The sequence below is a fragment of the Geobacter sp. AOG1 genome, assembly GCF_019972315.1.
Taxonomy (GTDB): Bacteria; Desulfobacterota; Desulfuromonadia; order Geobacterales; family Geobacteraceae; genus Geomobilimonas.
This window is the reverse complement of the sequence record NZ_BLIZ01000001.1, coordinates 1,141,499-1,155,855: the sequence shown is the minus strand read 5'-3', so window position 1 is coordinate 1,155,855 and position 14,357 is coordinate 1,141,499. Positions and strand designations below refer to the sequence as shown.

At 63.2% G+C, this 14,357-nt stretch carries 17 protein-coding genes; all 17 read right to left on the bottom strand.

The window, feature by feature from the left end; translation table 11 throughout:
- Positions 1 to 60: 60 nt before the first annotated feature.
- A complete protein-coding gene (gene nuoL / locus LDN04_RS05315) occupies positions 61 to 1,932 on the bottom strand; it encodes an NADH-quinone oxidoreductase subunit L (protein WP_223907271.1) in 1,872 nt (623 codons plus the stop codon).
- Positions 1,929 to 2,237 (bottom strand): NADH-quinone oxidoreductase subunit NuoK, encoded by a 309-nt coding sequence (gene nuoK, locus LDN04_RS05310; RefSeq protein WP_223907269.1) that lies wholly within the window; start codon positions 2,235 to 2,237, stop codon positions 1,929 to 1,931. The genes nuoL and nuoK overlap by 4 nt, the downstream gene beginning before the upstream one ends.
- Positions 2,234 to 2,719: an NADH-quinone oxidoreductase subunit J gene (locus tag LDN04_RS05305; protein WP_223907267.1), complete on the bottom strand. Its 486-nt coding sequence runs from the start codon at positions 2,717 to 2,719 to the stop codon at positions 2,234 to 2,236. The genes nuoK and LDN04_RS05305 overlap by 4 nt, the downstream gene beginning before the upstream one ends.
- 95 nt (positions 2,720 to 2,814) lie before the next feature.
- Positions 2,815 to 3,345, bottom strand: a complete 531-nt coding sequence (nuoI, locus tag LDN04_RS05300) for an NADH-quinone oxidoreductase subunit NuoI (RefSeq protein WP_223907264.1) — start codon at positions 3,343 to 3,345, stop codon at positions 2,815 to 2,817.
- A 67-nt stretch (positions 3,346 to 3,412) separates the two neighbouring features.
- Entirely contained in the window at positions 3,413 to 3,883 is a 471-nt protein-coding gene (locus LDN04_RS05295; RefSeq protein ID WP_223907261.1) for an ankyrin repeat domain-containing protein, read from the bottom strand.
- A gap of 51 nt (positions 3,884 to 3,934) precedes the next feature.
- Positions 3,935 to 4,924: an NADH-quinone oxidoreductase subunit NuoH gene (gene nuoH / locus LDN04_RS05290; RefSeq protein ID WP_223907258.1), complete on the bottom strand. Its 990-nt coding sequence runs from the start codon at positions 4,922 to 4,924 to the stop codon at positions 3,935 to 3,937.
- Positions 4,917 to 6,815 carry a 2Fe-2S iron-sulfur cluster-binding protein gene (locus LDN04_RS05285; protein WP_223907255.1) on the bottom strand — a complete coding sequence of 633 codons (1,899 nt, stop codon included), beginning with the start codon at positions 6,813 to 6,815 and terminating at the stop codon, positions 4,917 to 4,919. Before LDN04_RS05285 ends, nuoH begins: the two co-directional genes overlap by 8 nt.
- A gap of 9 nt (positions 6,816 to 6,824) precedes the next feature.
- Positions 6,825 to 7,388, bottom strand: a complete 564-nt coding sequence (locus tag LDN04_RS05280) for a zinc ribbon domain-containing protein (protein ID WP_223907252.1) — start codon at positions 7,386 to 7,388, stop codon at positions 6,825 to 6,827.
- A 25-nt stretch (positions 7,389 to 7,413) separates the two neighbouring features.
- Complete coding sequence (locus LDN04_RS05275; protein WP_223907250.1) at positions 7,414 to 8,073, bottom strand: GGDEF domain-containing protein; 660 nt, start codon at positions 8,071 to 8,073, stop codon at positions 7,414 to 7,416.
- 27 nt (positions 8,074 to 8,100) lie between these two features.
- Positions 8,101 to 9,369: an NADH-quinone oxidoreductase subunit NuoF gene (gene nuoF, locus LDN04_RS05270; RefSeq protein ID WP_223907247.1), complete on the bottom strand. Its 1,269-nt coding sequence runs from the start codon at positions 9,367 to 9,369 to the stop codon at positions 8,101 to 8,103.
- A gap of 25 nt (positions 9,370 to 9,394) precedes the next feature.
- Positions 9,395 to 9,733 (bottom strand): DUF488 domain-containing protein, encoded by a 339-nt coding sequence (locus LDN04_RS05265; RefSeq protein WP_223907244.1) that lies wholly within the window; start codon positions 9,731 to 9,733, stop codon positions 9,395 to 9,397.
- 59 nt (positions 9,734 to 9,792) lie between these two features.
- Positions 9,793 to 10,101, bottom strand: a complete 309-nt coding sequence (locus tag LDN04_RS05260; RefSeq protein WP_223907242.1) for a c-type cytochrome — start codon at positions 10,099 to 10,101, stop codon at positions 9,793 to 9,795.
- A 41-nt stretch (positions 10,102 to 10,142) separates the two neighbouring features.
- Positions 10,143 to 10,484 carry a c-type cytochrome gene (locus tag LDN04_RS05255; protein ID WP_223907239.1) on the bottom strand — a complete coding sequence of 114 codons (342 nt, stop codon included), beginning with the start codon at positions 10,482 to 10,484 and terminating at the stop codon, positions 10,143 to 10,145.
- Positions 10,485 to 10,508: 24 nt separating this feature from the next.
- Positions 10,509 to 10,991, bottom strand: a complete 483-nt coding sequence (nuoE, locus tag LDN04_RS05250) for an NADH-quinone oxidoreductase subunit NuoE (protein ID WP_223907236.1) — start codon at positions 10,989 to 10,991, stop codon at positions 10,509 to 10,511.
- 11 nt (positions 10,992 to 11,002) lie between these two features.
- Positions 11,003 to 13,378: an NADH-quinone oxidoreductase subunit B/C/D gene (locus LDN04_RS05245; RefSeq protein WP_223913341.1), complete on the bottom strand. Its 2,376-nt coding sequence runs from the start codon at positions 13,376 to 13,378 to the stop codon at positions 11,003 to 11,005.
- Positions 13,365 to 13,802, bottom strand: a complete 438-nt coding sequence (locus LDN04_RS05240) for an NADH-quinone oxidoreductase subunit A (RefSeq protein ID WP_223907233.1) — start codon at positions 13,800 to 13,802, stop codon at positions 13,365 to 13,367. Before LDN04_RS05240 ends, LDN04_RS05245 begins: the two co-directional genes overlap by 14 nt.
- A 69-nt stretch (positions 13,803 to 13,871) precedes the next feature.
- The gene (locus tag LDN04_RS16795) at positions 13,872 to 14,333 is read right to left on the bottom strand and encodes a co-chaperone YbbN (RefSeq protein WP_238482226.1); all 462 of its coding nucleotides are present in this window, start codon (positions 14,331 to 14,333) and stop codon (positions 13,872 to 13,874) included.
- Positions 14,334 to 14,357: the final 24 nt, after the last annotated feature.

The window sequence follows — 14,357 nt, the reverse complement described above, 5'->3', positions numbered from 1 at the left end:
TGACCAGGTAGAAGCGGGGGATGAGCAAGTCGTCATCTTCCGCAATGGCCCTCTCCTTGTTCAGAACACCACCCATGCCAGCCACCCCAGGATCAGCGCCAACCCCGCCGCGAAGCACGTGATATAGAGCGATACCCGGCCCGTGGTCCAGCTGCCAAGCCCCTGGCCGGTCCTGCCGAAACCGTCCGCCAGCCGGTCGAGGGAGTCGTCGATCACCCCTTCGTCCACCCGTACCCAGAGGAAGCGGGAAAGGGCCTCGTAGGGGCGGATGAAGAGATGCCGGTAGAGATCGTCCAGGTACCAGCCGTTGAGGAGGAACGCCGTTACTCCCGCCGGCTCCGCTTCCGCCGCCGCAAGCCGCTCGGCACGCCGAGCTCCGCCGTACCGGTAACGGGCCGCGGCGAGGCCGGCCAGCGCCACCAGCGCCGCTATTCCTTGGAGAATCAGTTCCTCACCGTGGGAAACCGTTGCGCCCCCCTGCCGGAAGGCCGTCGCAAGGAATTCCCCGAGCCACCCCCTCCCCGCATATTCCGGCAAGTTGAGAAGACCGCCGAAAAGCCCGAGCAGGGCAAGGGGGATGAGCATTGGCTCCATGACCCGCGGCAGGGGGTGGGGATGCGCCCCCTCCCCTCCGAACACCAGGTAAACCATCCGGAAGGTGTAGATGGAGGTGAGGAGTGCGGTGAGGAGTCCCAGCAGGTAGAGCCCGCCATAGAGGAGCCCCCCCTTCGCCCAGGCCGTCATGAGGATGGCGTCCTTGCTGAAGAAGCCCCCCGTGAGGGGGACTCCGGCGAGGCAGAGGGCGCCGGCCAGGAACGGCCAGTAGGTGCGCGGTAGGCTCGTGCGCAGCCCTCCCATCCGGAAGATGTCCTGTTCGTGGTGGAGGGCGGTGATGACGCAGCCGGCCCCCAGGAAGAGGAGCGCCTTGAAGAAGGCGTGGACCAGCAGGTGGAAGGTGGCGGCGGTGATGGCGCCGCAGCCGACCCCGAGCATCATGAAGCCGATCTGACTGATGGTCGAATATGCCAGCACCCGTTTCAGGTCCCGCTGGGCCAGGGCGCAGGTGGCGGCATAGAAGGCGGTGAGGCCGCCGGTCAAGGCGATGGCCGCCTGGACCGTGGCCGACGTGCCGATGAGGGGAAACATCCGGGCGAGGAGATAGACCCCGGCGGTCACCATGGTGGCGGCGTGGATCTGGGCGGAGACCGGCGTGGGGCCGGCCATGGCATCCGGGAGCCAGACGGTGAGGGGGAGCTGGGCCGATTTCCCCATGGCGCCCACGAGGAGGAGCAGGCCGAGGCCGGTGATCACCCCGGCAGGCACGGGGACCCCCATGCCGTTCAGTTCGGTGATGGAGACCGTGTTGAAGAGCTGGAACATCCAGACGATGGCGATGCCGAAGGCGGTGTCGCCGATCCTCGTCACGATGAACGCCTTGCGGCCAGCGGTGGCGTTCTTCTCCTCCCGGTACCAGAAGCCGATGAGGGCGTAGGAGCAGAAGCCTACTCCCTCCCATCCAAGGTAGAGGAGCGGCAGGTTTTCCGACAGCACCAGCACGAGCATGGCGAAGACGAACAGGTTGAGGAGCGCGAAGAAGCGGGCGTAGCCGGGATCGCCGGCCATGTAGCCGACGGCGTAGACGTGGATCAGGCCGCAGACGAAGGTGATCATCAGGACCATCACCAGCGACAAGGGGTCGAGATAGAGGGTAATGGGAGCCCGGAAGTCGAATGCCGCCAGCCAAGAAGCGAGCTCTACCGTCACCGGTCCCTGGTAGGCGGTAAAGGCCGCAACCCCGCAGCCGAACGCCCCCCACACCACGCCGCAGGCGAGGGCTTCCCCCAGGCGGCGCGGCAGCCTGCGGCCGAAGAGGGCGTTCACCGTCCCCCCGAGGAGGGGGAGGATGAGTATGAGGGCGAGGTAGAGTTTCATCCTTTCATCTCATTGAACTCATCCACATTCACCGTCTTCTTCCGGCGGTGCAGGTAGACCACGAGCGCCAGTGCCAGTGACACCTCGGCGGAGGTCATGGCCATGATCATGAGAGCAAATACCTGGCCCGATGCCTCCCCCCACGATGCCGCACCCCCCACAAAGGCAAGCATGGCGGCATTGAGCATGATCTCGATGCCAATGAGGAGCATGATGACGTTCGACCGCCAGACCATGACGCAGACGAGCCCCAGGGCAAAGAGGATGGCGGCGAGGATGAGCACGTGGGTCAGGGGGACTATCATCGCCGTCTCCCCAAGTAAAGAGCTCCGACCAGCGCAAACAGCAACTGCATGGAGATGATCTCCACGGCGATGCCGTACTTCTGGAACAGGGCACGGCCGAACTCCTGCACGCCGATGACGGGAACATCCCCCGTTGCTGTGGCCGGACGGGTCGCTGCCAGGGCGATGACCGCACCGGCAATAACTGCTGCCAAGACGAGGGCCGGCCACCAGTCACCCACGCCGGGACGGACGGCCTTTTCCGGATGTCCCAGATCGAGCATCATGATGACGAAAAGGAACAGGACCATGATGGCGCCGGCGTAGATGATTACCTCGAACACCGCCACCAGCGGCGCGCCGAGCAGGTAAAAGACCACCGCCAGGGCGAAGAAGGAGGTGACCAGATAGACGATGGCATGCACCGGGTGCTTCTCCGTGATGGCGAAGATGGTGGCGATCACTGCCACGGCGGCCAGTATGTAGAAGAGTATCTGTTCCATGATTAATCCAGGCAATGGGCGATGGGCACTAGGTTATGTATAACCGGATTTCATGCCTTTCCTATTGCCTCGTTCCCATTGCCTTGCGCCTGTCGTTAGGGCATCAATCCCCGCACATCCACGGTTGGTTCCTCGTCCAGGTTCCCCCCCCGCGGGTTCACCACGCCAATCCCTGTGTGGCGGTAGAAGTTGTAGGCGGAATCCTTGCCGCAGCCGTCGATGAGGAGGTCCTCCTTCTCGTAGACCAGCTCCATGATGTCCCGTTTGCAGATCTCGTAATCGGGGGTCATCTGGATCGCCATGGTGGGGCACGCCTCGGCGCAGAGGCCGCAGAAGATGCAGCGGGAGAAGTTGATCCGGAACCAGGCGGCATAGCGGCGGCCGTTTTCTCCTTCGGTGGCCTGCATGGAGATGCAGTCCACGGGGCAGGCGGCCGAACAGAGGTAGCAGGCGACGCAGCGCTCCCCCCCATCCGGGTCGCGGGTCAATACGATGCGGGCGCGATAACGGGGAAAGGGGATTCGCTTCTCTTCCGGATACTGGACCGTGACCGGCCGGCGGAACATATGCTTCCCGGTGGTCCAGAAGCCGGTGACGAGGGCTTTGATGTCGGTGAGGAGAGGCATGGGAGACGCTCCGTGCTTGACGCAAAAAGGGGCGGGATGCCCGCCCCTTTCCGGAACATTGTGCGGGCTACGCTGTCGCTTCTTTCGCCCGTTGGGCTTTTTTCAAAAGGGCGTGGGCAAGGGGGTGATCGTTGTTCTCGGCGTAGATCATGGCGGTGGTACCGGCAAGGGTCTTGGCGTTGACATCGGCCCCGTTGTTGACGAGGGCCTGGACAGTGTGGTTGCATCCGTAGATCGCGGCAAGCATCAGGGGGGTATGCCAGTCCCGGTCACGGGCGTTCAAGTCGGCACCGCTGGCCATCAGGAGATTGACCACCTCGACCTTGCCGTTGGCGGCTGCATAGTGGAGGGCCGTTTTACCTTTCGAACTCTTCGCTTCCACCTCGGCCCCGCGGTGGAGTAGGTCCTTGACAGCTTCCACGTCTCCTTCCTTTGCCGCATCCATCAGAGGTGTGTGTCCGTTTTTGTTGACCACATTGACGTTCTGCATAGCACTGTCCCCCTTTCTGTTCATGCTGCCCGTTGCGATCTCTGTCATAGCCCCGTCCTCCTTATGGTGACATCTTCAGCAAGAGATGGGTAAACCTGTTCAACGGAGCATCAGCCACCAGCCGGTAACAAGTATATTGAGCAATGCCAGGGGCGTCAACACTTTCCAACCAAAATGCATTAATTGATCGTATCTCAGCCGCGGCAGGGTGCCCCGCATCCAGATAAAGAAAAAGGCGAAGGCGAGTACCTTCAGGGAAAACCAGACGACGGGGGGGAGAAGGGGGCCGTGCCAGCCGCCAAGGAAGAGGGTCGCCGCCAATCCTCCCAGGACAATGATGTTGATATACTCGCCGACGAAGAAGAGACCGAAGCGCATCCCCGAGTACTCGGTATGGAAGCCGGCCACCAGCTCCCCTTCCGCCTCGGGGATGTCGAAGGGGATCCGCTTGCACTCGGCGGCGATGCTGGCGAGGAAAATGACGAAGGCGACGGGCTGGTAGAGGATGAACCAGCAGCCGGCCTGGGCGTTGACGATGTCGGTGAGGCGGAAGGAGCGGGCGAGCATCACCACCGGCACGAGGGAGAGCCCCATGGAGAGCTCGTAGGAAATGAGCTGGGCCAGGCCGCGGATGGAGCCGAGGAGAGCGTACTTGGAGTTGGACGCCCAGCCGCCGATGGCTACGCCGTAGACCGCGATGGAGGAGAGGGCCATGAAGAAGAGGAGCCCCACGTTCAGGTCGCTCACCACCATCGGTATCACCCGCCCCAAGATAGGGACCGGCGCACCGAAGGGTATGACGGCGAAGATCAGGATGGCCGGGATAGCGGCCATGGCGGGGGCCAGGTAGAAGAGCCACTTGTCGGCACCGGCCGGCCGGACATCCTCCTTGGCCAGCATCTTGATCAGGTCGGCCAACGGTTGGAGGAGCCCCAGCGGCCCGACCCGGTTCGGCCCCTTCCGGTCCTGTATCCAGGCCAGAATACGCCGTTCGGCAAAGACCAGGTAGGCAGCAAGGGTCAGGATGACGAAAAAGACCAAGCCGAGTTTGGCGGCCAGTAGCAGCAGGTCGAGGGTCACGTCAGTCATGGATGAGCATCCCCTCCCCTTCCGGATCGAGGTCGCGCAGCTTCTCCCACCGACCGCTGAGTGGCTCTTCGATTTTCTCTCCGCCGAGCCGCTCTATGAGTTCGGCGATTACCCGCCAGGCGGGGAGGATGTCACCCCCCGGCGGCATGACACGATGGACCCGGGGGGGATGACCGGCCGGGTCCATCCCTTTGATGGGGAGCCCCGGCTGCATCACCTGCCTGAACCGTTGGGCCCGTCCCTCGTTGTTGACGAAGGTCCCGTCCATCTCCACCCAGGACGTGGTGGGAAGGACGATCTGGGCCTGTCGGACGACAGCGGTCGGCAACCAATCGGCGGCGACAACAAAGGGAACTCCGGCCAGCAGCTCCGCCGGGATATCCGCCTCAAGGGCGATGATTCCCTTCACCCTTCCCGTTGCCACCCCTTCCGCCAGGGAACCGGCGCCGTGCTCCCGGGAAAGGAGGGCCGCAGCGAAGGCATTGGGACCGGGGAGGGTATAGACTACCTTTATCCCAGCAGCGACTGCGGCTTCGATGGTGGCGAGCTCAGCCGTGGCGGCGCTGCAAATGACAACCGGCTGCCGGAACTGGTCGAGTGGCACCGCGGCGATGGTGTCCAGTGCGGTGATCTCCACGCCGACCGTTTTCGCCAGCGCTACTCCCCCGTCACCCCCCACCATGAAGAGCCGTCCCCCTTTTCGCCACGCCTGGCGCACGGCCAGCGCCAGCATGGGCCCTTCCGTCAGGAGATCGCACGCCATCATGACAACGGCGTCGGCCCCCCGCACGTCAGCCTGGGAAGCGGCATTTTCTTTTGTCAGCAGGCTGACCGCTGCAGCCGTCCGGTCCCCCTCCCCTTCGTCGGCAAAGTACGAGAGGAACCCCGCATCGGCACAGGCGGCGAGAATCGGCAGGAGCACGCTCCCTTCCAGGGCCAGCCGGGGCGAACCGACCACCGCCACACTCCCCTCCCCGTAGAGGTCGAGTAGCTCGCCGAGGCGGATAACGAGGGCATCCATCGCCTCGTCCCATCCCACGTCAACACCGTCCACCCGTGGGGAGCGCGGACGAATCGGATCGTTCACCGGCGCGTTGCTGAAGCGTCCCCGGTCGCAGATGAACCAGCCGTTCACCGCGCCGTTCCTCCGCCCCATGGTCTTGAGTAGTTCCCGGTAACGGGCGGCAGGGGTGATGGCACATCCCAGGGAGCAGTGGGGACAGACCGACGGGGCCATGTCGTAGTCCCAGTAGCGGGCCCGGAAGCGGGAGGTCTTGTCGGTGAAGACCCCCGTGGGACAGATGTCCACCAGATTGCCGGCGAATGGTGATTCCAGAGGCCCCGACCCAAACCGGCCGAAGTAGACCCGCGAGGCACTCCCCATGACGCCGAAATCGCTCCCGCCGGCAAACTCCTGATAGAAGCGGGCACAGCGGTAGCACTGGATGCAGCGGTTCATCTCGTGCTCGATGTGGAGGCCGAGATACTGGTTGACGTGGGTCCGCTTCTTCCCCCCGTAGCGACGAATGCCGTGCCCCCCTGCAATGGTGTAGTCCTGGAGGAGGCATTCTCCCCCTTCGTCGCAGACCGGGCAGTCATGGGGATGGTTGAGCATCAGCCATTCGATGACATGGCGACGCATCTCCTGGGCCTCGGCATCGGTGGTGGAGACCACCATTCCTTCCTGGGCCGGCAGCATGCATGACATCTGGAGCCCCTTCACCGGCCCGTCGAGGCATTTCACCGCGCAGACCCGACACGCCCCCACGCTCCCCAAGGCGGGGTGGTAGCAGAAATGGGGTATCCATATACCCACCCGCTTGGCCGCCTCCAGGACGGTGGTGCCGGCGGGGACGTCAACCGGTATGTTGTCGATGGTCAGTTTCGGCATAGAGCTTTCTTACAGGATAATTACCCGGGGAGTCTTGTCGTACTGCAGCGCCATGACCAGACTTCCCCAGCCGAGGGTGATGATGATGCCGATCCCGAAGAGCAGCGCCCCTACAGAAATAAAGATGCCGCCGATGAGCACCGCCAGGAGCCAGCCGACCAAGTCCCCCTGGATCTGTTGGAGGCTCCAGCGGAAGGCGTCCATGAACTTCATCTTCCGATCGATGATTCCGAACATGCCGGGGGCCACCACCACCGACAGGACGAACCCCGCCAGTTGACCAAGGAGCGGCAGGTGGTTCACGGCAAACTGGGCCACGATCACGAGCAGCAGGTAGACGAGGAGATCGCCGAAACAATCCCAGGCCCGGAAAAGGTCGCCGACCTCCGTCTTCTCTCCCCGGGCGACCTTCAGGACCGCCCGGAAATAGCCGGCCACGAACGCCACATTGGCAACCGGTATCCAGACAACCAGGAGAAACACGAAGCTGATCAGGACAAGGGTGCCAAAATTACCCTTCCATAAGCTTGTCGCACGGTTGATAATCGTGCCGAAATCGACGTCGTTTGACATTGTTCCCTCTCGTGTTGGGGTGCGCTCAGCGGAGCCGTGCTTCCCGGTCTTCCTTCATGCGCTGTTCTGCCAGATGGCGAGCTTCACCAAGGGTCCCCGGGCGGTCGGCTGTCGCCATTCCGATGGAGATGCCGAGTATCGGCCCATTGTCCTCCCGGTTCTTTTCGATCTCAAATTCTCTGATCCGCTCCAGTATTACACCGGATGCGTTCATGTTGGCCTTCGGCAGGAGCATGGCAAATGCGCCATCCCCATACCAGGCAACCACATCCCCTCCCCGGACCACTCGCTGGAGAACCAACGCCGTGTTGCGGATGAGCTGGTCACGGGCCACCTTCCCCTGGTGGGTACCGAGATCGCCCAGCCCGTCCAGTTCGACGAGGATAATGCTGACCGGGAACTGCCTTCCCCGCTCATGGAGGGCAAGTACCTCTTCGAAATAGTCCCTTGTGTAAAGTCCGGTGAGAGAGTCACGGCCGGCAAGGAAAGAGTGCCGTTCGGAGGCTGTAAGTTGTTCGATGGCATGGCCCGTAGCGGTGACAAGGCGATCGATGGACCTGCAAAGCAGCGCCAGATCGGCATTGGATTCGCCGCTGGAGAGATGCTGCTGCAGCGACTTGTTTTCGAGAAACGATTCGATAGCAGTCGTCAGTTGCTGAATGATCTTCCGCTCTGGGGCTTTCATGATGACCTTCCTTTTTTGCGCCACCGTTCAATGATTGGAGAACGGACAGCTCTTCCTGAGGATATGTTGCCGGATTTCGTCCTCGAACAGTCGCAGAAGCCCCTCTACCGGCCCCATGGCACCAGGGGCAAGGGGACAGAAGGCGTAATTGAGATACTGCACATGCTCCCGGAGCATGGCGATATGCTCCTTCGTACCCCGTCCCGCCTCAATCTCCTCAAGAATCCACCGCACGTAAGGAAGCCCTTCCCTGCAGGGGGTGCACCAGCCGCACGACTCCCGGGCGTAGAAGGAGATGAGGTTCAGGGTCGCCGCCACCATGCAGGTGTCCGTGTCGAAGACCACGATACCGCCGGTTCCCAGCCGAGAGCCGGCCTTGGCCACGGCGTCGAAGTCCATGGGGACCCCCCAGTGTTCCTTCGTGAAAAATGGCGTCGAGGCGCCGCCGGGGATGCACGCCTTAAACTCCCGCCCCGGGAGCATCCCGCCACAGGGGCCGTCGATGATCTCTCCCAGAGGCATCCCGAGAGGGAGCTCAAAGCAGGCAGTGTTCCGGACGTGGCCACTGATGCAGAAGAGCTTGGTTCCCGACGCCTCGGGGATCCGCGCCAGCCCCTTGAACCAGGCGGGGCCATGGGCAACGATGGCGGGAATGTTTGCCAGGGTCTCCACGTTGTTCACCACCGTCGGCCCGCCCCAGAGCCCCTTCACCGCCGGGAAGGGTGGCTTGGCGCGGGGGTTGGCCCGCCGCCCCTCCAGGGCGTTCATGAGGGCCGTCTCCTCGCCGCAGATGTAGCGGCCTGCGGAGACGTGCACGTCGATGTCGCAGGAAAAGCCGCTCCCCAGGATATTCTCCCCCAGTAGCCCCGCTTCCTGCGCCTCGACGATGGCCCGCCGGAGATTAGCCGCCGCCGTCTCGTATCCGCGCCGGATGAAGATGAAGGCGTGGCGGACGCCGATGGCGTAGGCAGCCAGCACCATCCCTTCCACCAGCGAGTAGGGGTTAGCCTCCAGGAGCACCCGGTCCTTGTAGGTCCCCGGTTCCATCTCGTCGCAGTTGCAGATGAGCCAGCGGGGGCCCGGGAGATCGCGGGGGACGAAGGACCATTTCTTCCCCGTCGGGAAGCCCGCGCCACCACGGCCGCGCAGGTTGGCGTCGATCACCAGCTGCTGAACGGCATCGGGAGAGAGCTCACGGAGCGCCTTCCGGAGAGCGTCGAATCCCCCCTCACCGGCATACTCGGCAAAGGTGACCGCCCGGCCGGGGCGGTTATGGCGGAAGAGGAGCTGTTCCATGGAAAGTTCTCTGAATCCCCTGTGGCTAATCGAGCAGTTCTTTCAGCACCAGCGCATTGTTGTGTTCTTCATCCTTTGCCGCGTAGAGGAGGGTGACGGTCCCCTTGTTCGCCGCGGCGCGCAGCGTTGCCAATGTCTCAGCATGGGATTGCAGCTCGGTACGGTATCGGGTTCGAAACTCCTCCCACTTCGCCGGGTCGTGGCCGAACCACTTCCGCAGTGCGTCGCTCGGAGCGATCTCTTTCAGCCAGTCGTCGAGCCGCGCCTCCTCCTTCGCGATTCCGCGGGGCCAGAGGCGGTCCACCAGCACCCGTCTCCCGTCGTCCGGCGCCGGAGGGTCGTAAATGCGTTTGAGCTTGATCATGGTAATGACACCTCAAAGAGCGGAGCACCCACGGGGGGTGCCCCCACAGAGCCGGCAATCTACTTGAACGTCTTCAGGATATACTCCGCCACGGCCTTGGCGTCCTTGTCCGGCAGGGCCTTGGCGTCGAACCTGGTCATGCCGGGGCCGGGGTTACGCATATACTTGACCAGCGCCTTGGTGTTGTTCAGCTTGTTGGCGGCTAGGTCCTTCCCCTTCAGGGTCTTTTCCTTTTTCATGATGTTGCCGCCGTCCGGATGGCAGGCCATGCATTTCGCCTTGAAGATATCCTCGCCGGACGCGAACGCCGTTGCGGCAAACAGGGTGGATGCTGCCAGGGTCACTGCTGCGGTCGTGAAACGTTTCATTGCATACCTCCACGGGTGGTTGGATTACGGGTCAGATAACGTTACTTGAATGTCTTCAGGATATAGTCGGCAATTGCCTTCGCTTCCTTGTCGGAGATGGTCTTCTTGTCGAAGGCAGTCATCCCCGGGCCGGGTTTGCGCATCGTGGCGGTGATATCCTTGGCGTTCTTCACGCCGCTTGCCTCCCGGTCCTTTTTGCTGAGGGTCTTGGCCGGATTGACGATGTTGCCGCCATCCTTGTGGCAGACGGCACAGTGCTCCTCGAACTCCTTCTTGCCGTCGATCTTCTGCCCCTTTTTCGTGTCCGCGAAGCTGCCGGTGGCAAATGCAGTCAGGGCAAGCATGCAAACGGTAGTGAGTACGCCTTGTTTCATCCTGTTCATTTCTTCCTCCTCATGGGTTGGCGATCAGTGCCGTTCAGCGCCCGCGCGCTCCTCGGCAAGTATCTCATCGATTCTGTCGGCGGTCAGCCGACCGTAAAGGGTGTCGCCGACCATCATGGTCGGCCCCTCGCCGCAATTACCGAGACAGCAACAAGGGAGGAGGGTGAAGACCCCGTCACCGGTAGTTTCCCCCGGCTCCACGCCGAGACGCCGGGCAAGATGTGCCAGCATGGTCTCCCCCCCAACCGCCCAGCAGGATATGGAGTCGCAGACATGGATCACCCGCTTCCCCACCGGCCGGCGGTAGATCATCTCGTAGAAGGTCGCCAGCTCCTCCACCTGGAGCAGCGTGAGACCGAGGAGTTCCGCCGCTTCACCCACCGCCTCGTCGGTCAGCCAGCCGTCGTGCCGCTGCAACTCCTTCATCACGTCCACCGCCGCCTCGCGGGGGGTGACGGCGGCGGCAATGCGGGCCTGGATTTCAGTTTTGAGTGATTCTGGAATCATGAAAACCTTTTTTACCTGTCCAGATCCGCCAGCACGAAATCTATCGACCCGATGATCGCCAGAAAATCCGCCACGAGCCACCCCCTGCTCATGAGGGGAAGGGCCTGGATGTGGGGGAAGCTGGGGGTCTTGATCCGGACCCGGTACGGGACGTTGAGGCCGTCGGAGACGACGAAGTAGCCGTTCTCCCCCTTGGGGGCCTCGATGGCATGATAGCACTCCCCGGCCGGCGGCGCCATCCCCCGGGTGCTGTTGACAAAGTGGTGGATGAGCGACTCGATGTCGTTCAGGGTGTCCCGTTTCTGTGGCAGGACGAAACGATAATCATCGGTGATCCAGCGGCCAACCGGCATATCTTCGAGGCACTGCCGGACAATGCGGAGCGACTGGCGGATCTCCTCCATCCGGACCAGGTAGCGAGCCCAGCAGTCCCCACCTTCCGCCACCGCCACATCGAAGTCGAACCGCTCGTATCCGGCATAGGGGATCTTCCTGCGCAGGTCCCACTCTACCCCGCAGGCCCGCAGGTTGGGGCCGGAAAGCCCCCACTCCATGGCCTCCGTCGCGGTGATCACCCCTATTCCCTTGAGTCGGGCGGTGAAGATCGGATTGCCGTTCAGCAGATCCTCGTACTCCTTGAGCCGCTGCGGCATCCAGGCGAGGAGCTCACGCACCGGTCCTTCCCATCCGTCGGGCAGGTCCTCGGCCACGCCACCGATCCGGAACCAGGCCGGATGCATCCGGCCGCCGGTGATCTGCTCCACGATGTCGAAGATCTTTTCCCGGTCGGTGAAGGTGTAGAAGACCGGGGTCATGGCTCCCACGTCGGCGGCGAAGGTGCCGAGCCAGACCAGGTGGCTGGCGATCCGGAACAGCTCCGCCAGCATGACCCGAACGGTGACGGCCCGCTCGGGAACGGTGATACCGCAGAGCTTCTCCACGCTCGTGACATAGGCCAGGTTGTTCTGCACCCCCGCCAGGTAGTCGATCCGGTCGGTATAGGGGATGAACTGGTTCCAGTGCTGGCGTTCGCCGATCTTCTCCGCCCCCCGGTGGTGGAAGCCGATATCCGTGTCCATGTCGACGATCTCCTCGCCGTTCAGCTTCAGGATAAAGCGGATGATGCCGTGGGTGCCGGGATGCTGGGGTCCGAGGTTGAGGATAAGCGTTTCATCGTCTACCCGGTCGAAGAAATCACTCGCGGGGAGCGGCTGGTGGCGCCGGGCATCCTCCGTGGTGTAGGGGGGCATCTCCGTCGCCCGGAACGGGTGCTCCTTCCTGAGGGGGTGCCCCTCCCAGTCGGGGGGCATGAGGATGCGCCGCAGGTCGGGGTGGCCGGCGAACCGGATGCCGAACATGTCGAAGACTTCCCGCTCGTACCAGTTGGCGGCGGGGAAGACGGGGGCCACGCTCGGCAGCTCGGGAAAATCACCTTTCAGGTCGGTCTTGATCCGGATATGGCCAGGGGTGTCGAAACAGAGGAGGTGGTAGTTGAGGGTGAAATCGGGAAAGCAGTCACGCTCGCGGCGGCACGACTCGTCCACGGCCGCCACGTCCTCCAGGCGACGGAACGGGTTGGTGCCGCGGCTTTTCAGAAACTTCAGCACCTCCGGCACCAGTTCCGCCGGGGCCCGGTAGGTGAGCATGTCGGTGGCAACCGGGTCGATGGCAACCCGTCCTTCAAAGACGCGCTCCAGTTCGCCGGGAAGGCCAAAATCGGGATAGGGGTGTTTCGGGGCGGGAGGACGCCACATCTCGTCGGAGCGGGGCATCCAGAACCGGGGGTGCTGCACCGACGTGCCGCGGATGGCGGTTCCCTCCATGCCGGGGCCACGGGTATCACGGGACTTGGTCACACCGTCCACGAGGACCGGCGCCGTGGTCCCCTGGATGCCACCCTGGAGGTGGAATACCGGCCGGGCCGGCCGCTCGTCCCGCCTGATCTTTTCCTGCAGCAGCATGAGCCCCTGGAGGAACGCCTCGGGACGGGGGGGGCAACCGGGGACGTACACGTCTACGGGAAGGATCTGGTTTACCCCCTGCACCACGCTGTAGACATCGTACATGCCGCCGGAATTGGCGCAACTCCCCATGGAGATGACCCAGCGGGGCTCGGCCATCTGCTCGTAGAGGCGAAGTATGGAGGGGGCCATCTTCTTGAAGACCGTCCCGGCGATCACCATCAGGTCCGCCTCCCGCGGGGTACCGCGCAGCACCTCGGCGCCGAAGCGGGAGATGTCGTACCGGGAAGTGAAGGAGGTCATCATCTCGACAAAACAGCAGGAGAGCCCGAAGAACATCGGCCAGAGGGAGTTGGCCCGCCCCCAGTTGATGAGATCGTCCAGGCGGGTGAGGAGGATATTGTCGGGTGTTTCAGTTTCCATCAGCATCCTTGAGCTGTTCGCGCGAAGGGCCCCAATCTAACCCCCCTTTGATCCAGAGCCAGACAAGCCCCAGCAGGAGCACCACGATGAAGAAGGAGATGTGGATGAGGCCGGGAAGTCCCAGCTCGTTCCAGACCACGGCCCAGGCGAAGATAAAAACCGCCTCCACGTCGAAGACGATGAAGAAGATGGCAACCAGGTAGAAGGGAACCGGGTAGGCGAGACGGGCGGTACCGGTGGGGATGACCCCCGATTCGTACGCCTCGTCCTTGACGTCGCTGCGCCGCCGGGCACCGAGCCACCAGGCCGCCAGGAGGAGCACCCCGATGAGAAGGACCGCTATGGCCGTGTAGGCAATGAGCGGCGCCAGCTCCCCCTGGAGAGTGGGGGTCGGTAGCGATACGGTATTAATTGGCGGTTTTGGCATCGTCCCCTCTGCACATGCCCCGACTGACCGGGTGCAGCATCTAAAATGTTAGCCGGTACCCTCTGCTTGTCAACGTTCTTGCCGGATCACCCGGTGGAACCAGGCAATGAGGGAGCTCTTGTCGCGGGAGCCGCTGAAGGAATCGAGCACCCTCCCCTGCCGGAGGATGAGAAGGGCCGGTATCCCCCGGATGCCGAACCGCTGGGCAAGCCGGGGGTTCTCCTCCGTATTGACCTGAACGACGGCTGTCTGCCCGGCCAGTCCCCTGGCCACTTCCCGCACCACCGGCGCGAAATCGCGGCAGTGCGGTCACCAGGGGGCCCAGAACTCGGCCAGAACCGGTACCGGATAAGCGTTAACAAACGAGTCGAAGCTTTGGTCGGTGAGGGGGACCGGCGTCGAATACAGGGGGGGGAGGTGGGCGCGGCAGTTGCCGCATCTCCCCGCATCCCCTTCACGACTTGCCGGAACCCGGTTGGCGGTGCCGCACTGCGGGCAGGCCACGATGAAAACGGTGCTGTCGGTCGTCATGGGCTACCTTCCTCCGGTTCCCTT